Source organism: Pseudomonas sp. GL_090, from assembly GCF_057837765.1.
The window spans coordinates 765,798-791,663 of the sequence record NZ_CM174452.1; the positions used below are offsets into that span (position 1 = coordinate 765,798).

At 61.6% G+C, this 25,866-nt stretch carries 21 protein-coding genes; 15 read left to right on the forward strand and 6 right to left on the reverse strand.

Going from position 1 to position 25,866, the window contains the following annotated elements:
- Nucleotides 1-32: 32 nt before the first annotated feature.
- From recC to yfiB, 6 genes are all read left to right on the forward strand, one after another.
- Nucleotides 33-3,482, forward strand: coding sequence for an exodeoxyribonuclease V subunit gamma (gene recC / locus AC3ITA_RS03340; RefSeq protein WP_489279430.1), 3,450 nt, complete (start codon nucleotides 33-35; stop codon nucleotides 3,480-3,482).
- Nucleotides 3,482-7,171 (forward strand): exodeoxyribonuclease V subunit beta, encoded by a 3,690-nt coding sequence (gene recB, locus AC3ITA_RS03345; RefSeq protein ID WP_489279431.1) that lies wholly within the window; start codon nucleotides 3,482-3,484, stop codon nucleotides 7,169-7,171. Before recC ends, recB begins: the two co-directional genes overlap by 1 nt.
- Complete coding sequence (gene recD, locus AC3ITA_RS03350; RefSeq protein ID WP_489279432.1) at nucleotides 7,168-9,270, forward strand: exodeoxyribonuclease V subunit alpha; 2,103 nt, start codon at nucleotides 7,168-7,170, stop codon at nucleotides 9,268-9,270. The genes recB and recD overlap by 4 nt, the downstream gene beginning before the upstream one ends.
- Nucleotides 9,271-9,388: 118 nt before the next feature.
- Entirely contained in the window at nucleotides 9,389-9,964 is a 576-nt protein-coding gene (yfiR, locus tag AC3ITA_RS03355; RefSeq protein WP_414929817.1) for a regulatory sequestration protein YfiR, read from the forward strand.
- Nucleotides 9,961-11,229, forward strand: a complete 1,269-nt coding sequence (dgcN, locus tag AC3ITA_RS03360; RefSeq protein ID WP_489279435.1) for a diguanylate cyclase DgcN/YfiN — start codon at nucleotides 9,961-9,963, stop codon at nucleotides 11,227-11,229. Before yfiR ends, dgcN begins: the two co-directional genes overlap by 4 nt.
- A gap of 5 nt (nucleotides 11,230-11,234) precedes the next feature.
- Nucleotides 11,235-11,738, forward strand: a complete 504-nt coding sequence (yfiB, locus tag AC3ITA_RS03365; RefSeq protein WP_172435304.1) for an outer membrane lipoprotein YfiB — start codon at nucleotides 11,235-11,237, stop codon at nucleotides 11,736-11,738.
- On the opposite strand, the gene AC3ITA_RS03370 is transcribed toward yfiB, so the two are convergent.
- Entirely contained in the window at nucleotides 11,735-12,682 is a 948-nt protein-coding gene (locus tag AC3ITA_RS03370; protein ID WP_095942484.1) for a LysR family transcriptional regulator, read from the reverse strand. The two genes, yfiB and AC3ITA_RS03370, sit on opposite strands and share 4 nt — an antisense overlap.
- 148 nt (nucleotides 12,683-12,830) lie before the next feature.
- Here AC3ITA_RS03370 and AC3ITA_RS03375 point away from each other — a divergent pair, with 148 nt between their 5' ends.
- Both AC3ITA_RS03375 and mmsB read left to right on the forward strand, forming a co-directional pair.
- Nucleotides 12,831-14,357 (forward strand): CoA-acylating methylmalonate-semialdehyde dehydrogenase, encoded by a 1,527-nt coding sequence (locus AC3ITA_RS03375; RefSeq protein WP_489279438.1) that lies wholly within the window; start codon nucleotides 12,831-12,833, stop codon nucleotides 14,355-14,357.
- Between the two features lie 10 nt (nucleotides 14,358-14,367).
- Complete coding sequence (gene mmsB, locus AC3ITA_RS03380; RefSeq protein WP_489279439.1) at nucleotides 14,368-15,255, forward strand: 3-hydroxyisobutyrate dehydrogenase; 888 nt, start codon at nucleotides 14,368-14,370, stop codon at nucleotides 15,253-15,255.
- 161 nt (nucleotides 15,256-15,416) lie between these two features.
- On the opposite strand, the gene AC3ITA_RS03385 is transcribed toward mmsB, so the two are convergent.
- The 4 genes from AC3ITA_RS03385 to AC3ITA_RS03400 all read right to left on the reverse strand — a co-directional run bounded on the left by AC3ITA_RS03385 (nucleotide 15,417) and on the right by AC3ITA_RS03400 (nucleotide 17,794).
- Nucleotides 15,417-15,761 (reverse strand): cupin domain-containing protein, encoded by a 345-nt coding sequence (locus AC3ITA_RS03385; protein ID WP_007900627.1) that lies wholly within the window; start codon nucleotides 15,759-15,761, stop codon nucleotides 15,417-15,419.
- A gap of 106 nt (nucleotides 15,762-15,867) precedes the next feature.
- Nucleotides 15,868-16,239 carry a MerR family transcriptional regulator gene (locus AC3ITA_RS03390; RefSeq protein ID WP_489279441.1) on the reverse strand — a complete coding sequence of 124 codons (372 nt, stop codon included), beginning with the start codon at nucleotides 16,237-16,239 and terminating at the stop codon, nucleotides 15,868-15,870.
- A 49-nt stretch (nucleotides 16,240-16,288) separates the two neighbouring features.
- Nucleotides 16,289-16,864: an NAD(P)H-dependent oxidoreductase gene (locus AC3ITA_RS03395; RefSeq protein ID WP_489279442.1), complete on the reverse strand. Its 576-nt coding sequence runs from the start codon at nucleotides 16,862-16,864 to the stop codon at nucleotides 16,289-16,291.
- Between the two features lie 45 nt (nucleotides 16,865-16,909).
- A complete protein-coding gene (locus tag AC3ITA_RS03400; RefSeq protein WP_489279443.1) occupies nucleotides 16,910-17,794 on the reverse strand; it encodes a LysR family transcriptional regulator in 885 nt (294 codons plus the stop codon).
- A gap of 217 nt (nucleotides 17,795-18,011) precedes the next feature.
- On the opposite strand from AC3ITA_RS03400, the gene AC3ITA_RS03405 reads away from it, so the two are divergent.
- On the forward strand, nucleotides 18,012-18,776 hold the full coding sequence (locus AC3ITA_RS03405) for a sulfite exporter TauE/SafE family protein (RefSeq protein ID WP_489279445.1): 765 nt from the start codon (nucleotides 18,012-18,014) through the stop codon (nucleotides 18,774-18,776).
- Here AC3ITA_RS03405 and AC3ITA_RS03410 read toward each other — a convergent pair.
- Entirely contained in the window at nucleotides 18,766-19,080 is a 315-nt protein-coding gene (locus tag AC3ITA_RS03410; protein WP_095942477.1) for a putative quinol monooxygenase, read from the reverse strand. The two genes, AC3ITA_RS03405 and AC3ITA_RS03410, sit on opposite strands and share 11 nt — an antisense overlap.
- Nucleotides 19,081-19,242: 162 nt before the next feature.
- Here AC3ITA_RS03410 and mdaB point away from each other — a divergent pair, with 162 nt between their 5' ends.
- From mdaB to AC3ITA_RS03440, 6 genes are all read left to right on the forward strand, one after another.
- Nucleotides 19,243-19,833 (forward strand): NADPH:quinone oxidoreductase MdaB, encoded by a 591-nt coding sequence (mdaB, locus tag AC3ITA_RS03415; RefSeq protein WP_095942476.1) that lies wholly within the window; start codon nucleotides 19,243-19,245, stop codon nucleotides 19,831-19,833.
- 66 nt (nucleotides 19,834-19,899) lie between these two features.
- A complete protein-coding gene (locus tag AC3ITA_RS03420) occupies nucleotides 19,900-20,811 on the forward strand; it encodes a LysR family transcriptional regulator (RefSeq protein ID WP_150672249.1) in 912 nt (303 codons plus the stop codon).
- Nucleotides 20,812-20,914: 103 nt separating this feature from the next.
- Nucleotides 20,915-21,808 (forward strand): NAD-dependent epimerase/dehydratase family protein, encoded by an 894-nt coding sequence (locus tag AC3ITA_RS03425; protein ID WP_489279447.1) that lies wholly within the window; start codon nucleotides 20,915-20,917, stop codon nucleotides 21,806-21,808.
- 201 nt (nucleotides 21,809-22,009) lie between these two features.
- Entirely contained in the window at nucleotides 22,010-23,455 is a 1,446-nt protein-coding gene (locus AC3ITA_RS03430) for a SulP family inorganic anion transporter (protein WP_489279448.1), read from the forward strand.
- Nucleotides 23,456-23,640: 185 nt separating this feature from the next.
- Nucleotides 23,641-24,990 carry a GntT/GntP/DsdX family permease gene (locus AC3ITA_RS03435; protein ID WP_489279450.1) on the forward strand — a complete coding sequence of 450 codons (1,350 nt, stop codon included), beginning with the start codon at nucleotides 23,641-23,643 and terminating at the stop codon, nucleotides 24,988-24,990.
- A 14-nt stretch (nucleotides 24,991-25,004) separates the two neighbouring features.
- Nucleotides 25,005-25,865, forward strand: coding sequence for a MurR/RpiR family transcriptional regulator (locus AC3ITA_RS03440; RefSeq protein ID WP_489279451.1), 861 nt, complete (start codon nucleotides 25,005-25,007; stop codon nucleotides 25,863-25,865).
- Nucleotide 25,866: the final 1 nt, after the last annotated feature.

Consider the following 25,866-nt stretch of genomic DNA (forward strand, 5'->3'; position numbering starts at 1 on the left):
TCCTTCGATTTTGCATTTCCAGGGACGCCACTATGCCGGACGCAACACCTCTCAGCGCTGGATTCATGGTGGTTCACGGCAACCGCCTGGACGAATTGCGCAGCCTGGTGGTCAGCTGGATGCGGCGCTACCCGCTCGCTCCCCTGGAGAATGAAATCGCCTTGGTGCAAAGCAATGGCATTGCCCAATGGCTGAAGCTGGCACTGGCGGAAGATTCTGAAGAAGACGACATGGGAGGCTGCGGCATCGCTGCCGCCATCGATGTGCAGTTGCCCGGCAGCTTCATGTGGCAGCTCTATCGCATGGTCCTTGGCCGCGACGAAATTCCGGTCAAGTCCCTGCTCGATAAAGCCCCGCTGACCTGGCGCCTGATGCGCCTGCTGCCGCAACTGATCAATCAGCCGTACTTCGAGCCTCTGCAACGTTTCCTGACCCATGACACCGACCTGCGCAAACGCTATCAACTGGCTGAGCGTCTGGCGGATCTGTTCGACCAATACCAGGTGTATCGAGCTGACTGGCTCGAAGACTGGGCGCAAGGTCGCCATCAAACCAGAACCGCCAGGGGCGAAGCCAAACCCCTGACTCCGGCCAATTGCTGGCAGGCAGAGTTATGGCGCGCACTCTTGCTGGATGTGGGAGAAGAAGGCATGGCGCAAAGTCGTGCCGGCGTCCATCAGCGATTTGTCGAACGCATCAATAACCTCGAAACAGCTCCCAAGGGATTACCCTCGCGAGTGATCGTTTTCGGGATTTCTTCCCTGCCTGCCCAAGCCCTGGAAGCACTGGCGGGACTGGCACGGTTCAGCCAGGTCCTGCTGTGTGTACACAACCCGTGTCGTCACCATTGGGCGGACATCGTCGCCGATAAAGACCTGTTGCGGCATCAATACAAGCGTCAAGCTCGCAAGAGCGGCACGCCGGTAGTGATCGATCCGCAAACCCTGCACCAGCATGCCCACCCGCTGCTGGCTGCCTGGGGCAAGCAGGGGCGGGACTACATCAACCTGCTCGACAGTTATGACGATCCCAGCAGCTATCGTTCGGCATTCCGCGACGGGCGCATCGACCTGTTCAGTGACGGTCAGCCGCTGAACGTGCTCAACCAGTTGCAGGACGACATCCTCGAACTGCGGCCCCTCAACGAGACTCGGGAGCGTTGGCCGGCTATCGATCTGCACAAGGACGAATCGATCCGTTTTCACATCGCCCATAGCGCCCAGCGAGAAGTCGAGATCCTCCACGATCAACTGCTCGCGCGCTTCAGTGCCGATCCGACACTGCGACCCAGGGACATCATCGTGATGGTCCCGGACATCGATAGCTACGCACCGCATATTCGTGCCGTTTTTGGCCAGCTTGACCGCCAGGACCCGCGCTTCATTCCGTTTACCCTGGCTGACCAGGGCCAGCGTGGTCGTGATCCATTGCTGATTGCGGTCGAGCACCTGCTCAAGCTGCCTGACAGCCGATTCCCCGTCAGTGAGATTCTCGATCTGCTGGACGTCCCCGCACTGCGCGCCCGTTTTGCTGTCGAGGAGCGTGACCTGCCGACGCTGCACCGCTGGATCGAAGGTGCCGGCATTCGCTGGGGCATGAATGCCGAGCAACGTGCCGGGCTCGGGCTGCCCAAAGAGCTGGAGCAAAACAGCTGGCGTTTCGGCTTGCGACGGATGTTGCTCGGTTATGCCGTTGGCAGCGCCGATGCTTATGAGGGCATCGAACCCTACGACGAGATCGGTGGTCTGGACGCTGCGCTCATCGGTCCGCTGGTTGCCTTGCTCGACGCGCTGGAAGTGGCTCATCACGAACTCTCTCAGCCTGCATCGCCGGGGCAATGGGGCTTGCGCTTGCAGGCGTTGGTGCAGTTGTTCTTCCTTGCCGGTAACGAACACGATGACTACTTGCTGGCCCAGCTCGAAGAGCTGCGTGAGACCTGGCTCGAGACCTGCGAATCCGTCGGGTTGCAGGACGAGTTGCCGCTGACCGTCGTCCGTGAAGCCTGGCTTGCAGGTCTGGATCAGGGCCGTCTCTCCCAGCGTTTTCTGGCCGGAGCGGTCAACTTCTGCACCTTGATGCCCATGCGCGCCATCCCGTTCAAACTGGTGTGCCTGTTGGGCATGAATGACGGCGATTATCCGCGCGCGCAGCCGCCGCTGGATTTCGACCTGATGGGCAGTGATTACCGTCCGGGTGACCGCTCCCGGCGCGAAGACGATCGCTACCTGCTACTGGAAGCCTTGCTGTCGGCAAGGGACCAGCTCTACATCAGTTGGGTGGGCCGCAGCATCCGCGATAACAGCGAGCGGCCTGCCTCGGTGCTGATTGGCCAGTTGCGTGATCACCTGGCCAGTGGTTGGCGATTGCTGCAAAGCGACGAGGATCTGCTGGAGGCCATGACCCGGGAACACCCGTTGCAACCCTTCAGTGCTCGCTACTTTCACGACGGGGATGAGTCGTTCAGCTACGCCAGCGAATGGCAGGTGCTTCATCAGGCGGCAGAGCAACAGGCAAGCGCCGAAGTGCTCGCGCCCCACGTTCAGGACGAACCACTGAGTCTCGGTCAGGTGCAGGATTTCCTGCGCAATCCGGTAAGGCATTTTTTCAGCCAGCGACTGAAGGTCTTCTTCGAGGCGGCTGAAGTGCCGTTGGCCGATGAAGAGCCCTTTGTCCTGGATGCGTTGCAGCGTTACAGCCTCAGCGACCGTTTGCTCGAAGCGGCGTTGGCGGCTCCGGCAAATACCGGACAGGCACTGGAAGATCAGGCGAAACGGTTGCAGAACAGCGGGCTGCTGCCCATGGCCGGATTCGGTGAGTGCCTGCAACGGGAGTTGATCGAGCCATTGCCTGACTTGCTGCAACGCCACCAACAGCTCCTGGCGTTGTGGCCAACACCGCTCAGCAGCGCGTTGCCCGTCAGTATTGAGTTGCAGGGCCTGCACATCGAGGGCTGGCTCAGCGGCCTGCATCAGCGTGCTGATGGTGGTTTGTTGTCTGTCACAACGATCCCCAACAGTATCGGCTCGATCAAGTCGCGCAAATGGCATCGTCTGACACGCCCGTGGGTCAATCATCTGATGGCTTGTGCCAGTGGCATGGCGCTGACCACCGCATTGGTGGCCAGCGACGACAGCCTGTTGCTCGGTCCGCTGGAGCAGTCCACGGCGCGGAAAATTCTCGCTGACCTGTTGATGGCCTGGCAGTCGGGGATGCGCCAGCCTCTGCCGATCGCAGTCAAGACAGCCTTCGCGTGGCTGGGGCAAACCGACCCGGTCAAAGCCGAGGCCGCTGCGCGCAAGGCCTATGAAGGGGATGGGCAGACGACGGACGGAGAGCGTCGCGAAAGCCCGGCACTCGCTCGCCAATTCGCCGATTACGATGCCTTGATCGCCGACGAGACGTTCCCCCAGTGGTGTGATGCGCTCTATCGCCCGCTTCTTGAAGCTCCCTGGCGTTCACTGTCCAGCGAGGAGTCGCGCTGATGAGCTCGAAGACACCTCTGGCCCTGGCCTTCCCGCTGCGTGGCAGTCAACTGATCGAGGCCAGCGCCGGGACCGGCAAGACGTTCACCATTTCCGCGTTGTACCTGCGTCTGGTGCTTGGCAACGGCGGGGAGGACAGTGGCTTCGGACGTGAGCTGTTGCCGCCGCAGATCCTCGTCGTGACGTTCACCGACGCCGCGACCAAAGAGCTGCGCGAACGCATCCGCACACGGCTCGCCGAGGCCGCACGCTATTTCCGCGATGAAACCCCGGCCCCCGACAGCCTGATTGCCGAGTTGCGTGGTCAGTACTTGCCCGAGCAATGGCCGGGATGCGCAAACCGCCTGGACATCGCCGCCCAGTGGATGGACGAGGCGGCGGTGTCGACCATCCACAGTTGGTGCCAGCGCATGTTGCGCGAGCACGCGTTCGACAGCGGCAGCCTGTTTACCCAGACCCTGGAAACCGACCACAGCGACTTGCTGGGGGAAGTCCTGCGCGATTACTGGCGGCTGTTCTGTTACCCGATGCAAGGTGACGCCTTGAATTGGGTGCGCAGCAATTGGGGAGGGCCGGCGGCGCTGCTGCCGCGGATTCGTGCGCTGTTCGCCAGCGAGCGGGATACCCTTGAAGGGAAAGAACCCGCCGAAGTGATTGCGCAATGCCTGCAAGAACGAAGGGTTGCCCTGATCGAACTGAAGAAACCCTGGCTGCAGTGGGCGGACGAGTTGCTTGTCATCTGTCACCAGGGCGTTGCCGGCAAGGCTGTCGACGGTCGCAAGATGCAGGCACGCTATTTCGAGCCCTGGTTTGAAAAGATCAAAGCCTGGGCCGAGGACGAATCCCTTGAGCAACTGGATATCGGCACCGGCTTCACTCGCCTGACCCCGGATGGCATGGCTGAAGCCTGGAAAGGTGAGGCGCCTCGACATCCGGGGCTCGATGCGATGGCCGGCCTCAAGGCCTGTCTCGATGGGTTGCCAACGCCTGATGCCGCCGTACTGCAACATGCGGCCCGCTGGGTCGGGGCGCGATTCGAGGAAGAGAAACGCCGCCGCGCGGAAATGGGTTTCGACGACATGTTGCTGCGCCTTGATGCGGCCTTGCAATCCGATGGCGGCGAGCGGCTGGCAACCCTGATCCGTGAACAGTTTCCGGTCGCCCTGATCGATGAGTTCCAGGACACCGACCCGGTGCAATACCGGATCTTCGAGAGCATCTACCGCATTGAAGAGAACAGCCCCGAGTGCGGTCTGTTCCTGATCGGCGATCCGAAACAGGCGATCTACGCTTTTCGCGGTGCCGACATCCATACCTACCTGCGCGCCCGCCAGGCCACCACTGGCCGCCTGCACACCCTGGGCACCAACTTCCGCTCGAGCCATGGCATGGTCAACGCGGTGAACCATGTGTTCGAGCGTGCCGAAGCCCGGGAGTCAGGGCGCGGCGCTTTCCTCTTTCGGCAGAAGAATGGCGACAATCCGGTGCCGTTCACGCCAGTGGCCTCCCAGGGTCGCAAAGAAGTCTTGCGCATCAATGACCAGGCAATCCCGGCCTTGAACATCTGGCACTTGCCGGCCGAACAACCATTGTCCGGTGCGGTGTACCGGCAACACCTGGCGGCTGCCTGCGCCAGTGAAATCACGGCATTGCTCAATGGCGGGCAGCAGGGGCAAGCGGGGTTCACCCAGGACGGCAAAGCCTTCAGGGGCCTGCTGCCGGCGGACATCGCCATCCTGGTACGCGACGGCAAGGAGGCGCAGGCGGTTCGTGCGCAATTGGCCGCCCGTGGCGTGCGCAGTGTTTACCTGTCGGACAAGGACTCGGTGTTCGCCGCCCAGGAGGCGCATGACGTACTGACCTGGCTCAAGGCCTGCGCCGAGCCGGATGTCGAGCGTCCGTTGCGGGCCGCGTTGGCCAGCATCACGTTGAACCTGTCATTGACGGAACTTGAGCGTCTGAATCAGGACGAGTTGGCCTGGGAATCCCGGGTCATGCAGTTCCGTGGCTATCGCGAAGTCTGGCGCAAACAGGGCGTACTGCCGATGCTGCGCCGCCTGCTGCACGACTTCCGTTTGCCCCAGGCGTTGATCGCCCGCAGTGACGGCGAGCGCGTCTTGACCAACCTTCTGCACCTTTTCGAACTGCTGCAACAAGCCGCCGCCGAACTTGATGGCGAACAAGCCCTGATCCGGCATTTGTCGGAGCATCTGGCGTTGTCCGGGCAGGCTGGCGAAGAGCAGATCCTGCGTCTGGAAAGTGATGAGCAATTGGTCAAGGTCGTGACCATTCACAAGTCCAAGGGCCTTGAATATCCCTTGGTGTTCCTGCCGTTCATTTGCTCGGCGAAACCGGTGGATGGCAGCCGCCTGCCGCTGCACTACCACGATGAATCCGGCAATGCCCAGGTCACCTTGAAGCCGACGGCAGAGTTGATTGCCCTGGCTGACGATGAGCGTCTGGCCGAGGATCTGCGCTTGCTCTATGTCGCTCTGACCCGGGCGCAACACGCCTGCTGGCTGGGGGTGGCCGACCTCAAGCGCGGCAACAACAATGGCTCGGTGCTGCATCTGTCGGCATTGGGTTATCTGCTGGGCGGCGGTGCGCCATTGGCCGACTCCCCGGCGTTGCAGCTTTGGTTGCGGGACCTGCAACAGGACTGCCCGGCGCTGGCCTGTGCCGAGATGCCTGAGGCGACAACAGTGCATTACCAGCCACCGCAAAACGACGCGGCGCTGTTGGTTCCGCTGGTTCCGAAACGCAAGGCCAGTGAAAACTGGTGGATCGCTTCCTACAGCGCGCTGCGCATTGGCGACACCCTGAGTGTCGGCACGGATGAGGCGCCGGAGAGCCCGCAGGCGCAAAAACTGTTCGATGACGAACGCCTCGACCCGCAGACCCCTAGGGAAGTGGTGGCCGGTGGCGGCGATATCCATCGCTTTCCGCGCGGCCCGAACCCCGGCACCTTCCTCCATGGCTTGCTCGAATGGGCGGGGGACGAGGGTTTTGCTGCGGCACCACAAGAGGTGATCGACGCCATTGCCCGTCGCTGCAACCGTCGAGGCTGGGAGGGTTGGATCAGCACCTTGAGTGACTGGTTGCAGCATCTGCTCAAGTCGCCGCTGCAACTGGGCGGCGGTCAGGCACCGGTGGTATTCGGCCAGTTGACGCAGTATCAGGTCGAGATGGAGTTCTGGTTCGCCAGCCATAAGGTGGATGTGCTCAAACTCGATGCGCTGGTGTGCCAATACACTCACAACGGCGTGGCACGGGTCGCCGCCGAACCGGTGTTGCTCAACGGCATGTTCAAGGGTTTCATCGACCTGACGTTCGAACATGACGGCCGCTATTACGTGGCTGACTACAAATCCAACTGGCTCGGCGTCGATGATGCGGCCTACACCGCGCAGGCCATGGAACAATCGATTCTCGACAACCGTTATGACCTGCAATACGTGTTGTACCTGTTGGCCCTGCATCGCCAGCTCAAGGCACGGCTCGCCGATTACGACTACGACCGGCATGTAGGCGGTGCGTTGTACCTGTTTTTGCGCGGTACGCGTGCGGCCAGCCAGGGTGTGTTTTTCGCCCGGCCGCCAAGAGAACTGATCGAGCGTCTGGACAGGCTGTTCCAGGGCAAGCCAGAGCCCAAGGCCGAGCCCGCCTGGGAACAGGGAGTACTGTTATGAGTCGCACATTCGCCGATTTGCTGCCCACATCGCTGGCCGCCGAAAGCCTGGCCGATCTGGTACCACTGAGTCGTGCCGACGACTTGTTGTTGTTGCTCTCGCGTTGGGTCGAGCGTGGCTGGTTGCGCGCGCTGGACAAAGCTTTTGTGGCGTTTCTGCATGAACTGGCACCGGAAGACGATCCACTGGTGTTGCTGGCGGCTGCGCTGACCAGCCACCAGTTGGGCCATGGGCATGTCTGCCTCGACCTGTTCGAGACGCTGAAAGAACCGGACTTCGCCCTGTCGCTGCCACCCGAAGGTGACGTGCAGGGCGGCGCGATGCTGTTGCCCTCGCAGCTGCTGGGATCGCTGGACGGCGCTCATTGGTGCAAGGTGCTGGCCGCCAGCAATCTGGTCGCACTGGCCGCTGACAGTCGTGACAACGTGCGCGACCGGCCTTTGGTTCTATCGGGCAAACGCTTGTACCTGCGTCGCTATTGGGCGTACGAGCGGCGGATCGACCTCTCGCTACGCGAGCGCCTGACGGAACACGAATCCACGCCGAATGATTTGCTCCAGCGCCTCACCGGGTTGTTTGGCCCTGCCCGGCCGGGTGAAGTGATCGACTGGCAGAAGCTGGCCTGCGCCCTGGCGACGCGCAGCGCCTTCAGCATCGTCACGGGGGGACCGGGAACCGGCAAGACCACCACCGTCGTGCGCTTGCTGGCATTGCTCCAGGCGCCAGCGGTCGATGCCGGCATGCCCCTGCGCATTCGCCTCGCCGCACCGACCGGCAAGGCCGCGGCGCGTCTGACAGAATCCATCAGCCAGCAAGTCCAGACCTTGAAGGTCACAGAGGGCGTTCGGGAAAAGATCCCCTCCGACGTCACCACCGTTCACCGCCTGCTCGGCAGCCGGCCCGGGACTCGTCATTTCCGCCACCACGCCGGCAATCGCTTGCCGCTGGATGTGTTGGTGGTGGACGAGGCCTCGATGATCGACCTGGAAATGATGGCCAACCTGCTCGATGCCTTGCCGGCCCATGCGCGCCTCGTGCTGTTGGGGGACAAGGACCAATTGGCGTCGGTAGAAGCAGGTGCGGTTTTGGGGGACCTGTGTCGCGATGCGGAGGCTGGCTGGTACAGCCCGCAGACCCGCCAGTGGCTGGAAACCGTCAGTGGCGAAAGCCTGCAGGCCAGCGGGTTGCAGGAGGACGCCCAGGGCACTCATCCATTGGCCCAGCAGGTCGTGATGTTGCGTCATTCCCGGCGATTCGGTGAAGGCAGCGGCATTGGCCAACTGGCTCGCTGGGTCAACCAGCAGCAACCCGAAGAAGCCCGCAAGTTGTTGTCGGCGCGAAGCCATGACGATGTGTATTGCCTGGCCCTCAAGGGGGAGCAGGATCGGGCCCTGGAGCGCTTGCTTCTAGATGGCCATGGTGAGGGCCCGCAGGGTTATCGACATTACCTGAGCGTGCTGCGCAATCAGCGGCCGCCACTGGACAGCCCGCTGGAAGATTCGCGCTGGATTGATTGGGCTCGACAAGTGCTGCAGGCCTTCGACGCGTTCCAGTTGTTATGTGCCGTGCGCAAGGGGCCGTGGGGTGTCGAGGGCTTGAACCAGCGGGTGACGGAGGCGTTGCTCAGGGCGCGCCTGATCGACAGCGACCAGCAGTGGTACGAAGGTCGCCCTGTGCTGATGACCCGCAACGATTACGGGCTGGGTTTGATGAACGGCGATATCGGCATTGCCCTCAAGCTCCCGGAACAGGAAGGCCACGGAAAACAGGTTTTGCGCGTGGCATTCCCACGCAATGATGGCCAGGGTGGCGTGCGATTTGTCCTGCCCAGTCGCCTGAATGATGTCGAAACCGTGTACGCCATGACCGTGCATAAATCCCAGGGCTCGGAATTCGCGCATACCGCGTTGATTCTTCCCGATGCCTTGAATCCGGTACTCACCAAGGAACTGATCTACACCGGCATTACCCGGGCCAAGGACTGGTTCACCTTGATCGAGTCTCGTGCGGGCGTGTTTGAAGAGGCGGTGAAACGCCGGGTCAAACGCTTGAGCGGGCTGATGCTGGAGCTAAAGGACGGCAGCGAGCCGGCAGGCTGAAAGGTCAGTAACAGTTGTAGGAAATTGCCCGAGGCTACGTAGTACGTGGCCTCGCTGGCATTTCGTTGCTGTGCTATCGTTGCGGCATCATTTCGCTACGATCCAAGAGTATCCCTGCATGAAGGTGGCTGTCAGGACGACAGAGCGCGTCGTTGGCTGTAGAAAAGCGCTGCTGGCCATCCTTCTCTGTCTGCTGGCCAGCGTCGCTTTCGCTCAATCGCAAGCCCCGGTGGGCATGGCGGACCAACGCGCCAAAGCAGTTACCCAGGTGGTTCTTGGAATCCTCAGCTATGCCCGCTGGCCCGTCGAGCCTTTGCTGCTGCGCTTGTGCCTGGTTGGCCCCACCGAATACACCGACGACCTGGTCAAGGGCACGACCCAGGCGACGGGTCGACCTGTCACGGTGCAACGTTTGTTGGCCGACAACCCATCGATTGTCAGTGACTGCGATGCGGTTTATATCGGCAAGCTGACTGGCGTAGAACGCAGCCGATTGTTTGCCGCATTGATCGGACATCCGGTGTTGAGCATCAGTGAGAGCGATGAGCAATGCACCGTCGGCAGCCTGTTTTGCTTGCGGGTCAGCGACGAGCAGGTGTCGTTCGAGGTCAATCTCGACTCTGTCGCCCGCAGCGGCGTGCGCATTCATCCGAGCGTGTTGCAACTCTCCCGTCGCAAGCCGGCGGCGCCATGAAGCTACTGAAACCGGGAAGCCGCCCGACTTTGCATTCGGTCATCGGTCGCGGCAATTTGCTCGTTGCGCTGGTGGGCGTTGCCATGGCCAGTGTTTCACTGACGTTGCTCGGCGTGCTGGCCTTGCGCGTGTACGCCGATCACAACCTGCACCTGATCGCGCGCTCGATCAGCTACACCGTGGAAGCCGCGGTGGTGTTCAACGACAAACCCGCCACCACCGAAGCGCTGGCGTTGATTGCCGCCAACGAAGAGGTGGCCGACGCCCAGGTGTTCGACCAGCAGGGCCAGTTGCTGGCCCGCTGGCAACGACCGGAAACCGGTTGGGTGTCCGATCTCGAATTGCACATCGCCAAAGCGTTTCTGGAAGAACCCATGAGCATGCCGATCACCCACCAAGGGCGGGAAGTCGGCAGCATCAGGCTCACCGGTCACGGCGCCAACCTGATGCGCTTTTTGCTCAGCGGTCTGGTGGGCATCCTGGTGTGCACGGCCATCAGTGCCTGGGTTGCGCTCTTCTTGGCGCGCCGACAACTTCGCGGGATCATCAAGCCCCTGCGCAACCTGGCCACCGTCGCCCACGCCGCGCGCAGTGATCGGACCTTCGACAAACGCGTACCGCCTGCCGACATTACCGAGCTCGATGACTTCGGCAACGACTTCAATGCCCTGCTCGATGAACTCGAAGCCTGGCACTCGCACCTGCAAAGCGAAAACGAATCCCTGGCTCACCAGGCCAGCCACGACAGCCTCACCGGGTTGCCCAATCGGGCGTTTTTCGAAGGTCGCCTGATGCGCGCCCTGCGCAGCGCCAACAAACTCGGCGAGCGAGTGGCGGTGCTGTTTCTCGACAGCGATCGCTTCAAGGAGATCAACGACAGTTTCGGCCATGCGGCGGGTGATGCGGTGCTGGTGGCCGTGGCCAATCGGGTTCGGGCGCAACTGCGCGAAGGCGACCTGGTGGCGCGCTTGGGTGGCGATGAATTTGCCGTGCTGCTGACGCCGCTGCACAAGACCGAAGACGCCGAACGGATTGCCGACAAGATTCTGGCCAGCATGGACATACCGATTCCATTGCCGGGCAGTACCCTGGTACTGACCTCCCTCAGCATCGGCGTCGCGGTGTACCCGGATCATGGCGCAACGCCGGGTGCCCTGCTCAACGCCGCCGATGGCGCGATGTACCAGGCCAAGCGCCTGTCCCGAGGCGCACAGTACACGGCAGGGTCGGAGCACCCTGCCGCCGATGTTCAAAACAGGAGCTGATTTACGTGTTCACTTTCAACCCGCGTTCCCTGCGTTTTTTCACCATGACACTGTTCGTGGCCTTGCTGAGCCTGACCGGTTGCCAGACCGCCCCGCCAAAAGGCCTGACCCCGGCGCAGATTGCCGTGCTGAAACAGCAGGGTTTCGAGCTGACCGACGATGGCTGGGCCTTCGGGTTGTCCGGCAAGGTGTTGTTCGGCAGTGACGACGACAGCCTGAACAAACAGAGCACCGAAATCGTCGAACGCATCGGCAAGGCGCTGCTCGGTGTAGGAATCGATCGAGTGCGGGTCGATGGCCACACCGACGCATCGGGCAAAGAGGCCTACAACGAGCAACTGTCCGTGCGCCGGGCGAAAAGCGTGGCCAAAGTGCTCAACACCGTCGGCATGAAACAGGAAAACATCCAGCTGCGTGGCCTGGGCAGCAGCGTGCCGGTGGCCAGCAACAGCACATCCAGTGGCCGCACCGAAAATCGCCGGGTGGCGATTGTGGTCAGCTCCGACTAATCGGCGAACAGCATCTCCCGACTTTCCCCCATCAACAGGCCTTGATTCTGCTCGGTGACCTGGCGGATGTAATCCCACAACAGGGTAATCCGCTTGAGCTTGCGCAGGTCTTCGCGGCAGTACATCCAGAACTGCCGGGTGATGTTGATTTCCTGCGGCAACACCGGCAGCAGGCGCGGGTCTTGAGTGGCGAGGAAGCACGGCAGGATCGCCAGTGAGCGTCCTTGCTGCGCCGCCACGAACTGCGCGATCACGCTGGTGCTACGCAGGTTGGCGCTGGCGCCGGGCAATACGTTGGCCAGGTACAGCAGCTCCGAGCTGAACGCCAGGTCGTCGACGTAACTGATAAACGAATGTTTGGCCAAATCGGCTGGTTTGCGGATCGGCGGGTGGTTGTCCAGATAATCCTGGGTCGCGTACAGCTGCAATCGGTAGTCGCACAGTTTGCAGCAGACGTACGGGCCATGCTCCGGGCGCTCCAGGGCGATGACGATGTCGGCCTCGCGCTTGGACAGGCTGATGAAGTGCGGCAGCGGCAGGATATCCACCGAGATCGCCGGGTAGGTGTCGACGAAGTGGCTCAGCTGTGGCGTGATGAAAAAGCTGCCGAAGCCTTCGGTGCAGCCCATGCGCACATGCCCGGACAGTGCCACGCCAGACCCGGAAACCTGCTCGCACGCCATGTGCAAGGTACTTTCGATCGACTCGGCATACCCCATCAACCGCTGGCCTTCGGCGGTCAGGACAAAGCCGTTGGTCCGGGACTTTTCGAACAGCAATGTGCCTAACGCCGTTTCCAGGGAACTGATGCGTCGCGACACCGTGGTGTAGTCGACCGCCAGGCGCTTGGCCGCGGTGCTTGCCTTGCGGGTGCGGGCAACTTCAAGGAAAAACTTGAGGTCATCCCAGTTCAGCGAACCGAGGGAGGTGATGTTTTTTTGCATGTTGGACCGGTTTTTATGTGCGTTCTTATCAGATGTTTGCACATCTATACTCCAAAAACAGTCCGACAACCAATTCGTGACACATGGCTCATCTCAAGGCGAACCTTTCGTCTTGGCTCCTAGATAAAAACAACTTCCGGAGACCCACATGAACGTATCGCTCACGTCCAACGACACCACCGTACAAAAGGTCAAACTGTTGATCGACGGCGAGTGGGTCGAATCCAAGACCACCGAATGGCACGACATCATCAACCCGGCGACCCAGCAAGTACTGGCCAAAGTGCCGTTTGCCACCGCCGAAGAAGTCGATGCTGCCATCAGCGCTGCTCATCGTGCTTTCCAGACCTGGAAGCTGACCCCGATCGGCGCCCGCATGCGCATCATGCTCAAGCTGCAGGCGTTGATTCGCGAACACTCCAAGCGCATCGCCGCAGTCCTCAGCGCCGAGCAGGGCAAGACCATTGCCGACGCTGAAGGCGACATTTTCCGTGGCCTGGAAGTGGTCGAGCACGCCTGCTCCATCGGCAGCCTGCAAATGGGCGAGTTCGCTGAAAACGTCGCCGGTGGCGTCGACACCTACACCCTGCGCCAGCCCATCGGCGTGTGCGCCGGCATTACCCCGTTCAACTTCCCGGCGATGATTCCGCTGTGGATGTTCCCGATGGCCATCGCCTGCGGCAACACCTTCGTGCTCAAGCCGTCCGAACAGGACCCGATGTCGACCATGCTGCTGGTGGAACTGGCGATTGAGGCGGGCATTCCGGCCGGTGTGCTCAACGTCGTGCATGGCGGCAAGGACGTGGTGGACGGGCTTTGCACCCACAAGGACATCAAGGCGGTTTCCTTCGTCGGTTCAACCGCCGTCGGTACTCATGTCTACGACCTGGCCGGTAAACACGGCAAGCGCGTGCAATCGATGATGGGTGCGAAGAACCACGCCGTGGTGCTGCCGGACGCCAATCGCGAACAAGCGCTGAATGCGCTGGTGGGTGCCGGTTTCGGCGCTGCCGGTCAACGCTGCATGGCCACCTCTGTGGTGGTGCTGGTGGGCGCGGCCAAGCAGTGGCTGCCGGATCTCAAGGCGCTGGCGCAGAAGCTCAAGGTCAATGCCGGCAGCGAGCCGGGCACCGACGTCGGCCCGGTGATCTCGAAAAAGGCCAAGGCACGGATTCTCGATCTGATCGAGAGCGGCATCAAGGAAGGCGCGAAACTGGAGCTGGACGGTCGCGAGATCACGGTTCCGGGTTACGAGAAGGGCAACTTTGTCGGCCCGACCCTGTTCTCCGGCGTGACCACCGACATGCAGATCTACACCCAGGAAATCTTCGGTCCGGTGCTGGTGGTGCTGGAAGTCAACACGCTCGACGAGGCCATTGCCCTGGTCAACGCCAACCCGTTCGGCAACGGCACGGGCCTGTTCACCCAGAGCGGCGCGGCGGCACGTAAATTCCAGAACGAAATCGACGTCGGCCAGGTCGGCATCAACATCCCGATTCCGGTGCCGGTCCCGTTCTTCAGCTTCACCGGTTCGCGCGGTTCCAAGCTCGGCGACCTCGGCCCGTACGGCAAGCAAGTGGTGCAGTTCTACACTCAGACCAAGACCGTCACCAGTCGCTGGTTCGATGACGACAGCGTCAACGACGGTGTGAACACCACCATCAACCTGCGTTAAGGAGCCGGACATGAAAATCGCTTTTATCGGTCTGGGCAACATGGGCGCGCCGATGGCGCGCAACCTGATCAAGGCCGGCCATGCACTGCGCCTGGTGGACCTGAACAAAACCGTGCTGGCGGAACTGGAGCAACTGGGCGGCAGCATCAGCGCATCGGCCCGTGAAGCGGCAGAGGGTGCCGAACTGGTGATCACCATGCTGCCTGCCGCAGTGCATGTACGCAGTGTGTGGCTGGGTGAAGACGGCGTGCTCGCCGGCATCGGCAAAGGTGTGCCGGCCGTGGATTGCAGCACCATCGATCCGCAGACCGCGCGGGACGTAGCCGCCGCCGCCGCCAAACAGGGCGTGGCCATGGCCGATGCGCCGGTCTCTGGCGGCACCGGTGGTGCAGCCGCCGGGACGCTGACCTTCATGGTCGGCGCCACCCCCGAGCTGTTCGCCACTCTGCAACCGGTACTGGCACAAATGGGCCGCAACATCGTCCATTGTGGTGAGGTCGGCACCGGGCAAATCGCTAAAATCTGCAACAACCTGTTGTTGGGAATTTCCATGGTCGGCGTCAGCGAAGCCATGGCGCTGGGCGATGCCCTGGGCATCGACACCAAGGTGCTGGCGGGCATCATCAACAGTTCAACCGGGCGTTGCTGGAGCTCGGAGATGTACAACCCATGGCCGGGCATCGTCGAAACGGCGCCAGCATCGCGCGGTTATACCGGCGGCTTCGGGGCCGAACTGATGCTCAAGGATCTGGGGCTGGCGACCGAAGCGGCACGTCAGGCGCACCAGCCGGTGGTACTCGGCGCGGTGGCCCAGCAGTTGTATCAGGCGATGAGCCTGCGTGGGGAGGGGGGGCAGGACTTCTCGGCGATCATCAACAGTTATCGCAAACCGCAATAAAACTGTGGGAGCGAGCCTGCTCGCGATAGCGGTGGGTCAGACAACATCAATGTTGCCTGATACATCGCCATCGCGAGCAGGCTCGCTCCCACAGGGTTCTGCGTGTGGCAGAGAACTATTTACCGGGAGATCACGTCGGGTGATCCCCCGGTTTTTTTGTATCAGGCAAACACGAAATATTTGCGCACGGTTTCCACCACTTCCCAGGTGCCTTTCATCCCCGGCTCGATGACGAAAATGTCGCCGGCGCGCAGGTGGATCGGCGCCATGCCTTCCGGGGTGATGATGCAGTAGCCTTCCTGGAAGTGGCAGTACTCCCACTTCACGTATTCCACGTACCACTTGCCCGGCGTGCAGATCCAGGTGCCCATGATCTTGCTGCCGTCTTCGCTGGTGTAGGCATTGAGGTTGACGGTGTGCGGGTCGCCTTCGAGTTTTTCCCATTTGCAGGCGTCGAGTACGGGCAGCGGGTGGGTGTCGCGAAGAACGGTAATCGGTGCGGTCATGATGACTCCGGGCAGTGGGCTCAAGAACTGAGGTCGCACCCTATAGCGCTTGTCCAATCATCAGTTGTCTGTGCTCGACACTGAGCTGTCCAGAAACGCACGGCCCTCAAAGACTGTTCAGGGGGCAGTCGAGCCTGGAGTGTTCGAGGCTGTTCTCGAACTCGACCAATTGCGAGTGCTGTTGCGACAACGCCGCAATCCGCTCGGCGATTTCCTGTTTTTTGCTGGCGATGACTTGATGTGCCTGTTCCCAAGGCAACTGCGGGCCCTGATGTCCGGCGAAGACCGACTGCAGTTCCTTGAGCCTGAACCCCAGCTGCTGGGCACATTTGATGAACATCAGCAGGTCGACGCTGTGCTGGTCATAGATGCGGTACTTGCCCTGGCGGCGAGCGGCGGGCAGCAGGCCAATCGACTCGTAGTGCCGGATGCTTTTGACCGTGGTACCGGAACGTTGCGCGGCTTGGCCGATGTACATGGGAAGGTCCTTTTCTCCGAGGATAAAGCTCGGCGCATTATCGACCGACTCAAGCGCTGGCGATAGCTTCGGCTTGGCGTAACCAGGCCGCATGCCGGTCTGCGCTGGCGCCGAGAACTGGCCCGAAGGTGAGGGTTCGGGTTGGCTTGATGCCACAGAATTCCAGGGTGGTTTTGCGGACCTGATGCAAACCGGGCATGCGGTAGATCCATCGGTAGTACCAGGGCGGTGTGTCCATGGTCACCAGCAGGTGGGCGGTTCGGCCGCGCAGGAGTTTGTCGGGGAAGGCTTTGCCCTGGCGATATTTGAAGGCAAAACCCGGCAAGAACACCCGGTCGAAAAAGCCCTTGAGCAAGGCCGGTACGCCACCCCACCAGATCGGATAGACCAGCGTCAGTTGTTCGGCCCACAGGATGTCGGTCTGGGCGTTACGCAAATCGGCCTCCAGCGGCTGGACCTGCCGATAACCTTCACGCAGCACCGGATCAAAATCCATGGCGCCCAGAAACAGCTGACGCACTTCATGCCCGGCGCGCAATGCCGACTGTGTATAACGCTCGGCGAGGGCGGCGCAGAAGCTGTTGCTGGACGGATGCCCGAGGATCACCAGTATTCGTTTGCCCATCGTCGCTGTCCTTGAGGCTCAAACCTCAAGGATAAAGTCTGCCCCTCAGGGGAGAGTCAAGGCGTGCAGCAGGGCATTGGCATAGCCGGGTAATGCCGCGAAGTCCCGGGCACAAAGCAACAGTCTGCGTTGGCCCCAGGGTTCTTGCAGGGCGAGGCTTTTGAAGGACAGTCCACCTGACCCGCGTTCGACCGCGGCCAACGGTACGATTGCCAGCCCCGCCCCACGGGCGACCATGCGCATCACACCATCGAAGCCATCGGCGCGGATGCGAATCTGCATGCGCAGGCCGGCGTGCAGTGCCTGCTCTTCCAGGTACACCGCCAAGGCGCTGTTGGCATTCAGGCCGACGTAGTCGTGATGCAGCGTGTCGGTGAAACTCACTGAGGTCGCCTGCGCCAAGGGATGTTCCCGAGGCATGATCAGCACCAGCGGGTCATCGCGGAACGCTCTGGTCTGCAAGTCATCGGTGTCCACCGCGTCGGAAACGATGCCGAGGTCCGCCGCCCCCTGGCGCAAGGCGTGGGTGATGCGGGTGCTGGGCAGTTCCTGCAGGTCGATGTCGAGGTTGGGGTGGCTGTGCAGGAAGTCCGCGAGCAGCTCCGGCAGGTACTCGGTGATCGCCGTGGTGTTGCACAGCAGCCGCACCTGACCTTTGACGCCCTGGGCGTATTCGGCCAGTTCCTGTTGCAGGCGTTCGGCCTGTTGCAGCAGGACCCGGGCGTGTCGCGCCAGGGCATTGCCGGCCGGCGTCGGGCTGATTCCACGGCGATTGCGCAGTAGAAACTCGACGCCCAGCGACGCCTCCATGGCACGGATGCGTGCGCTGGCTGCCGCGAGGGACAAATGACTGCGTGCGGCGCCGGCGGTGATGTTGCCGGTGTCGAGGATGTTCAGGTACAGGCGCAGGTCGGTCAGGTCGAAGTGCATTGCAGCAACCTCTGGATGTGTGTTGTCTGGATGGACGCCATCGCGAGCAGGCTCGCTCCTACAGTGGGTATGCGTTGTTCACAAATCCCCTGTAGGAGCGAGCCTGCTCGCGAAGAGGCCAGTAGCCTCAATTCATTTCTCAGCCTCTTGTATTGGGAGAGGCAGCCTCAGTATATGGCAGATTTTCAATCAGCCTTCGGGGGCCCACCATGGCCCCATGAATACACTCTCTGCGTTTTATCAGAATCTCGGGTTAGCCCTTTCGTTGTTGGTTATCGGCACCTTTTTGCTGGCCGGCATGATCAAGGGCGTGATCGGCCTCGGCCTGCCGACCGTTGCCATGGGCCTGCTCGGTCTGGCTATGGCACCGACGCAGGCTGCGGCGCTGCTGATCATTCCTGCAACGCTCACCAACGTCTGGCAACTGGCGTTCGGTGGGCATTTGTCCGGGTTGATCAAACGGCTGTGGCCGATGTTGCTGGCGATTTTCATCGGCACCGGGGCGGGCACGCTGTGGATCGGCATGAGCGGTGGCCATTGGGTGGTGCGGGGGTTGGGCGCGGCATTGTTGCTGTATGCACTGAGCGGTTTGTTCCTGCCGACTGTGCGCGTGGGGCGGCGCAGCGAACGCTGGCTCGGTCCACTGTGTGGCGTGCTGACCGGCGTCATCACGTCGGCCACCGGCGTGTTCGTGATTCCAGCGGTGCCCTATCTGCAAGCGCTGGGCTTGAGCAAGGATGAACTGGTGCAGGCGCTGGGCCTGTCATTCACCGTCTCGACCCTGGCCCTGGCCGGTGGATTGCTATGGCGCGGCGCGCTCGGCGGGGGCGAGTTGAGCGCATCGCTGCTGGCGCTGATCCCGGCCATGCTCGGCATGTGGCTGGGGCAATCGCTGCGCCAGCGGATCAGCGCCCTGTGGTTCAAGCGCGTGTTTTTCGTTGGCCTGGGTGTGCTCGGCGGCCATTTGCTGATCAGCGGCTAGCGGACGACGGGCTGATCATCTCGATGGCGCGGATCTCGAAGTCTCGTTCCAGGTATTCATCACGCTGTTCGAGAAACTGCTTCATGTGCGGCAGGTTCGAGTGCACGTCGAGGTGGGCCCGGGATTGCCAGATCTCGTAGAAGATGAACAGGGTCGGGTCCTGTTTGTCGCGCAACATATGGTATTCGATGCAACCGGGTTCGGCGCGGCTGGCTTGCACGTAGCCGCTGAAAAACGCTTCGAAGGCGTCGGATTTTTCCGGACGGGTCTTGGCGTGCAGGATGAAGCCCTGGATTTCACTCATCTACATCTCTCCTCAAGTCAGAATTGGCGCCAGTCTAAGGCAACAATCGCCTGTCGATTCGTGCTTGTAGGTCAAATGAATTTTGCCAAATCGACGCTTACTCCGCGCGAGGCCGATCGGTACTCTGCCGCCATCCGATTCCCGACCTTCCCGAGACCTCCCATGAAAAAAGTCCTGTTGCTCAATGGCGGCAAAAAATTTGCGCACTCCGACGGCCGCTACAACACCACCCTGCATGAAGCCGCATTGAGCGTGCTGGATCGCGGCGGTATGGATGTGAAAACCACCTTCATCGACGAGGGCTACGACGTCGCCGAAGAAGTGGCCAAGTTCCTCTGGGCCGACGTGATCATCTACCAGATGCCCGGCTGGTGGATGGGCGCGCCGTGGACCGTGAAAAAGTACATCGACGAAGTCTTCACCGAAGGCCATGGCAGCCTCTATGCCAGCGACGGTCGCACCCGTTCGGACGCGTCGCAGAAGTACGGCAGCGGCGGTCTGATTCACGGCAAGCAGTACATGCTGTCGCTGACCTGGAACGCCCCGCGGCAAGCCTTCGACGACCCGACCGATTTCTTCGAAGCCAAAGGTGTGGACGCGGTGTACTTTCCGTTCCACAAGGCCAACGAGTTCCTGGGCATGACCGGCTTGCCGACGTTCCTGTGCGTGGACGTGATGAAGCGCCCGAACATCGAAGGCGACGTGGCGCGTTATGAGCAGCATTTGGCTGAGGTGTTTGGCCTCAAGGCTTAACGCTCGGCTACTATCCGATGCAACGGCCAGGAAGATCGCAGCGCCGATTCGCAAACGAGGACACACGTGAAAGCCAGATCCGATGAATTGCAGGTTTTCGTCTGTGTGATTGAATGCGGGTCGATTTCCGCGGCGGCCGAGCAGGTCGGGCAAACGCCTTCGGCGGTCAGCCGTACGCTGTCGCGGCTGGAGGCCAAGCTCGACACCACGTTGATCAATCGCACCACGCGGCGCATGGACCTGACCGAAGAGGGCAAGTACTTCTTCGAGCACGCCAAGCGGATTCTCGATCAGATGGACGAACTCGAAGAACGCCTGTCCTCACGCCAGCAAACACCGTCCGGGCGGCTGCGGATCAACGCGGCATCACCTTTCATGCTGCACGCCATCGTGCCCTACATCGATGAATTCCGCAGGCTTTACCCGGACATTCAGCTCGAACTCAACAGCAACGATTTGATCATCGACCTGCTGGAGCAAAGCACCGACATCGCCATTCGCATCGGCACCCTGACCGACTCGACGCTGCATGCCCGCTCCCTGGGTTGCAGCCCGCTGCACATCGTCGCCAGTCCGGCCTACCTGGAAAAGCACGGCGCACCGCAAGCCGTGGCTGACCTGGTCCACCATACGCTGCTGGGGTTCACCCAGAACGAAGGCCTCAACCAGTGGCCGCTGCGTTATGTGCATGGCGATCGCTGGCCGATCCAGGCGTCGATCAGCGCCTCCAGCGGCGAAACCATCCGCCATCTCGCACTGGACGGCCAGGGCATCGCCAGCCTGTCGCATTTCATGACTATCGAAGACATTCGTGCCGGACGCTTGAAAGTGTTGTTGGCCGAATTCAACAGCGGCTATCGCCAGCCGATCAACGCGGTGTACTACCGCAACTCGCAACTGGCCCTGCGGATTCAATGCTTCCTGGACTTTATCCAGGGCAAGCTGGCGGATTATGCGAGCGCGGATTTCAAGGGTTGATTCGTGATTCCTGCGCAAAAGTGAATTGGGCCGGCAGGGATTTTTCCTCCGGGATCGCTGCCGGATACTCCTTGCATCACTTATCCACGCAGGGAGTTTCTCCATGAATGTATTCGTTACCGGCGCCGCCGGATTTATCGGCGGTTCCATCGCCACGGGCCTGGTCCAGGCCGGTCACAACGTCACCGGTCTGGTGCGCAGCGCCGAACAAGCCGATGAACTGCGCGCACTGGGCATCACCCCGGTGATCGGCACCCTCGACGACTGCGCCCTGCTGGCCGATCAGGCGCTTGCCGCGGACGCTGTGATCAACGCCGCCAGCAGCGATCATCGTGGAGCGGTGCAAGCCTTGCTCGATGCCTTGCGCGGTTCCGGCAAAGTGTTCCTGCACACCAGCGGTTCGAGCATTGTCGGCGATGCCTCGGGCGGTAAATCCAGTGATGTCATCTACGTCGAAGACAACCTGCCGGAGCCGACGGTCGACAAGGCTGCACGCGTGGCCATCGATAATCTGGTCCTGGCGGCGGCCATGGACGGGGTGAACTCGGCAGTGATTTGTAACACCCTGATCTACGGCCACAGCCTGGGCGTCCATCGCGACAGCGTGCAACTGCCGCGCCTGCTCAAACAGGCACGCAAAAGCGGTGTGGTGCGTCATGTCGGCCCCGGCCAGAACATCTGGTCCAATGTGCACATCGAGGACGTGGTGGCGCTGTACCTGCTGGCGTTGACTGAAAACGTGCCTGGCACCTTCTACTTCGTCGAAAGCGGTGAAGCGTCGTTCATCGACATGACCACCGCCATGGCCCAGGCGCTGAACCTGGGCGAGCCGCAGGACTGGGCGCTCAAGGATGCCGAAGCCGAGTGGGGCTATGAAATGGCCAACTATGGTTTGGGCTCCAACAGTCGGGTGCGTGGCAAGCATGCTCGGGAGTTGTTGGGCTGGGTGCCGAAGCGCACGTCGGTGGTCGAGTGGATTCGCGACGATATGGTGTGAGTTCGCTTTAGACCGCGTCATCGTTCATCGCGAGCAGGCTCACTCCTACATTTGATTGCATTCCTTCTGATGGAACGCGGTTAAATGTAGGAGTGAGCCTGCTCGCGATTGCGTTTCCATTGGCCCATCTGCTGGCCGGGCTGCCTCTGATTCCGTAACATCCGCACACTCTTTTCCTGCTTCCCCTGCATGCGGTCCTCCATGAAACCAAAACGTCTACGCGCCGATGTCCTGGCCGGACTTACCACTTCCTTCGCCCTGCTGCCCGAGTGCATCGCCTTCGCGCTGGTGGCTCATCTCAATCCGCTGATGGGGCTTTACGGCGCGTTCATCATCTGCACCCTGACCGCGCTGTTCGGTGGGCGACCGGGCATGGTGTCCGGCGCGGCCGGGTCGATGGCCGTGGTGATCGTCGCGCTGGTGGTGCAGCACGGCGTGCAGTATCTGCTGGCCACGGTGTTGCTGGGCGGGCTGATCATGATGGCGTTCGGGTTGCTCAAGCTCGGCAAACTGGTGCGCATGGTGCCGTATCCGGTGATGCTCGGCTTCGTCAATGGCCTGGCGATCGTCATTGCCCTGGCACAACTGGAGCACTTCAAGAGCGGGGAGGCCTGGTTGAGCGGTACGCCGCTGTACATGATGATCGGGCTGGTCGCGGCGACCATGACGGTTGTCTATGTGATGCCGCGCCTGACCCGTACGGTGCCGCCGGCGCTGGTGGCGATTCTCGGCGTGGGCCTGGCGGTGTATCTGCTGGGCCTGCCGACCCGCACTCTGGGCGACATGGCGCACATTGCCGGTGGCTTGCCGACGCTGGCGCTGCCGGACATTGCGTGGAACCTGGACACCCTGGGCATCATCGCGCCCTACGCGATCCTGATGGCGCTGGTCGGGTTGCTGGAAACCCTGTTGACCCTCAACCTCACCGACGAAATCACCGAGAGCCGTGGCTACCCGGATCGCGAGTGCGTAGCGCTGGGGGCGGCGAATGTGGTGTCCGGTGTGTTCGGCGGCATGGGCGGTTGCGCCATGATCGGTCAGACCGTGATCAATCTCAGTTCCGGCGGGCGCGGGCGCTTGTCCGGGGTGGTGGCCGGGGTGTTGATCCTGTTGTTCATCCTGTTTCTGTCGCCACTGATCGAGCGCATTCCGCTGGCCGCGCTGGTGGGGGTGATGTTCGTGGTGTCGCAACAGACCTTCGCCTGGGCCTCGTTGCGGGTGCTGAACAAGGTGCCGCTCAACGACGTGCTGGTGATCATCGCGGTGACCGTGATTACCGTTTTCACCGACCTGGCCATGGCGGTGCTCTGCGGGATCATCATCGCGGCGCTGAACTTTGCCTGGCAACAGGCCCGACAGTTGTATGCCGACAGCCACCTGGAGAACGACGGCAGCAAGCTGTACCGGGTGCATGGCACGCTGTTTTTTGCCTCGACCACACCCTTCCTCAATCAGTTCGATCCGGCCAATGACCCGGCGCAAGTGACACTTGATTGCCAGCACCTGAGTTTTGTCGACTACTCGGCCATCGCCGCGCTGGGCACCCTGCGCGAGCGCTACACCAGGGCCGGCAAGCACCTGCGGGTGCTGCATTTGTCTGAGCGTTGCAAGAAATTGCTCAAGCGCGCCCGGATGCAGCACGACTGAAATCAAACAGGCAGGTGCGATGAAAATCCGCCTGCCTGATTTTCATTATTTACGACAACTCATACCTCTGCGCGACACGCCTTACCTCTGCACGAAAATTACTTTCACCTCGTTTGAAAATCACCTTCCGAAATGTTTTAAGAGTTTCACAAATATTTCGACGTGACCCTCTCGAGGAGTACCGCATGACCCTGTCCTTCGGCTATTGGCTGCTGGTGTATGCCGCCATCGCCATCATTGCACTGATCGTTCTGATCGCCCGTTACCGGCTCAACCCGTTCATTGTCATCACCCTGATTTCCATCGGCCTGGCGCTGGTGGCTGGCATGCCGCCATCGGGTGTGGTGGGGGCGTACGAGGCGGGTGTCGGCAAGACCCTGGGGCACATCGCACTGGTGGTGGCGCTGGGCACCATGCTCGGCAAGATGATGGCCGAGTCCGGGGGCGCCGAGCAGGTGGCGCGGACCTTGATCGACCGTTTCGGCGAGAAGAACGCGCACTGGGCGATGGTTTGCATCGCGTTTCTGGTGGGGCTGCCGCTGTTCTTCGAGGTCGGTTTCGTCTTGCTGGTGCCGATTGCCTTTACCGTGGCGCGGCGCGTGGGCGTGTCGATCCTGATGGTCGGCTTGCCGATGGTCGCCGGGCTTTCGGTGGTGCATGCGCTGGTACCGCCGCACCCGGCGGCGATGCTGGCGGTGCAGGTGTATCAGGCGTCGGTGGGGCAGACCTTGATGTACGCGATCCTGATCGGCATTCCGACCGCGATCATTGCCGGTCCTCTGTACGCCAAATTCATTGTGCCGCGCATTCAGTTGCCGGCGGAAAACCCGCTGGAACGCCAGTTCCTTGAGCGTGAACCGCGCGACAGCCTGCCGGGTTTCGGCATCACCATGGCAACCATCCTGTTGCCGGTGGTGCTAATGCTGATCGGCGGCTGGGCCAACCTGATTTCCACACCGGGCACAGGTTTCAACCAGTTCTTGCTGTTCATCGGCAACTCGGTGATCGCGCTGTTGCTGGCGACATTGCTGAGCTTCTGGACCCTCGGCCTGGCCCAGGGCTTCAACCGCGAATCGATCCTCAAATTCACCAACGAATGCCTGGCGCCGACCGCGAGCATCACGCTGCTGGTGGGCGCCGGCGGTGGCCTGAACCGGATTCTGGTGGATGCCGGCGTCACCGACCAGATCGTCGGCCTGGCCCACGAATTTCATTTGTCGCCGCTGTTGATGGGCTGGCTGTTCGCCGCGCTGATGCGCATCGCCACCGGTTCTGCCACTGTGGCCATGACCACCGCTTCAGGCGTGGTCGCACCCGTAGCCATTGGTCTGGGTTATCCCCATCCCGAGTTGCTGGTGCTGGCGACTGGCGCCGGGTCGGTTATCTTTTCCCACGTTAACGACGGCGGTTTCTGGTTGATCAAGGAATACTTCAACATGACCGTTACCCAGACCTTCAAGACCTGGACCGTGCTTGAGACACTGATCTCGCTCGTTGCTTTCGCGTTGACCGTTGGTCTTTCTTACCTGATTTAGCCGGAGCCACTTGCATGGACATCCTCTACCAGATCCGCGCCCGTCAGGACTCCTTCAGCGCCGGTGAAGGACGCATCGCTCGCCTGATGCTCGACGACGTAGGATTTGCTGCCTCCGCCAGCCTCGAGGAGCTGGCGCTGCGGGCGGAGGTCAGTAGCGCCACACTGTCGCGCTTCGCCCGCACGGTCGGCTGTAAGGACCTGCGTGACTTGCGCTTGCAACTGGCCCAGGCCAGCGGCGTCGGCAGCCGGTTTCTCGATCCGGCGGGCACGCCCGAGCAGTCAGCGTTCTACGGGCAGATCGTGGGCGACATCGAGTCGACCTTGCGCCAGCACCTGGCGGCGTTCGATGAATCGCGTTTCGCCGATGCGGTGAAACTGCTGGGCAAGGCGCGGATGATTCACGCGTTCGGCATGGGCGGCTGCTCGACCCTGTGCAGCGATGAACTGCAAGTGCGCCTGGTGCGCCTCGGCTATCCGATTGCGGTGTGCCACGATGCGGTGATGATGCGCGTCACCGCCGCCAGCCTCAGCGCCGAACAGGTGGTGATTGTCTGCTCGCTGACCGGCATCACCCCGGAACTGGTCGAAACAGTGGAACTGGCGCGCAACTACGGCGCACGCATTCTGGCCATCACCCGGGCCGATTCGCCGCTGGCGCAACTGGCCGACATCGTCCTGCCCCTGCAAAGCGCCGAAACCTCGTTCATCTACAAACCCACGGCAGCGCGCTACGGCATGCTGCTGGCCATCGACGTGCTCGCCACCGAGCTGGCGTTGGCCAATCCTGAAGACAATCAAGAACGTCTGCGGCGGATCAAACTCGCCCTCGACGAATACCGCGGCGGCGACGATCACTTGCCGCTGGGAGACTGAC

Coding starts and splice junctions, on each gene's coding strand:
- recC (WP_489279430.1), top strand. CDS start 33: ATGCCGGACGCAACACCTCTCAGCGCTGGATTCATGGTGGTTCACGGC.
- recB (WP_489279431.1), top strand. CDS start 3,482: ATGAGCTCGAAGACACCTCTGGCCCTGGCCTTCCCGCTGCGTGGCAGT.
- recD (WP_489279432.1), top strand. CDS start 7,168: ATGAGTCGCACATTCGCCGATTTGCTGCCCACATCGCTGGCCGCCGAA.
- yfiR (WP_414929817.1), top strand. CDS start 9,389: ATGAAGGTGGCTGTCAGGACGACAGAGCGCGTCGTTGGCTGTAGAAAA.
- dgcN (WP_489279435.1), top strand. CDS start 9,961: ATGAAGCTACTGAAACCGGGAAGCCGCCCGACTTTGCATTCGGTCATC.
- AC3ITA_RS03370 (WP_095942484.1), bottom strand. CDS start 12,682: ATGCAAAAAAACATCACCTCCCTCGGTTCGCTGAACTGGGATGACCTC.
- AC3ITA_RS03375 (WP_489279438.1), top strand. CDS start 12,831: ATGAACGTATCGCTCACGTCCAACGACACCACCGTACAAAAGGTCAAA.
- mmsB (WP_489279439.1), top strand. CDS start 14,368: ATGAAAATCGCTTTTATCGGTCTGGGCAACATGGGCGCGCCGATGGCG.
- AC3ITA_RS03385 (WP_007900627.1), bottom strand. CDS start 15,761: ATGACCGCACCGATTACCGTTCTTCGCGACACCCACCCGCTGCCCGTA.
- AC3ITA_RS03390 (WP_489279441.1), bottom strand. CDS start 16,239: ATGTACATCGGCCAAGCCGCGCAACGTTCCGGTACCACGGTCAAAAGC.
- AC3ITA_RS03395 (WP_489279442.1), bottom strand. CDS start 16,864: ATGGGCAAACGAATACTGGTGATCCTCGGGCATCCGTCCAGCAACAGC.
- AC3ITA_RS03400 (WP_489279443.1), bottom strand. CDS start 17,794: ATGCACTTCGACCTGACCGACCTGCGCCTGTACCTGAACATCCTCGAC.
- AC3ITA_RS03405 (WP_489279445.1), top strand. CDS start 18,012: ATGAATACACTCTCTGCGTTTTATCAGAATCTCGGGTTAGCCCTTTCG.
- AC3ITA_RS03410 (WP_095942477.1), bottom strand. CDS start 19,080: ATGAGTGAAATCCAGGGCTTCATCCTGCACGCCAAGACCCGTCCGGAA.
- mdaB (WP_095942476.1), top strand. CDS start 19,243: ATGAAAAAAGTCCTGTTGCTCAATGGCGGCAAAAAATTTGCGCACTCC.
- AC3ITA_RS03425 (WP_489279447.1), top strand. CDS start 20,915: ATGAATGTATTCGTTACCGGCGCCGCCGGATTTATCGGCGGTTCCATC.
- AC3ITA_RS03430 (WP_489279448.1), top strand. CDS start 22,010: ATGAAACCAAAACGTCTACGCGCCGATGTCCTGGCCGGACTTACCACT.
- AC3ITA_RS03435 (WP_489279450.1), top strand. CDS start 23,641: ATGACCCTGTCCTTCGGCTATTGGCTGCTGGTGTATGCCGCCATCGCC.
- AC3ITA_RS03440 (WP_489279451.1), top strand. CDS start 25,005: ATGGACATCCTCTACCAGATCCGCGCCCGTCAGGACTCCTTCAGCGCC.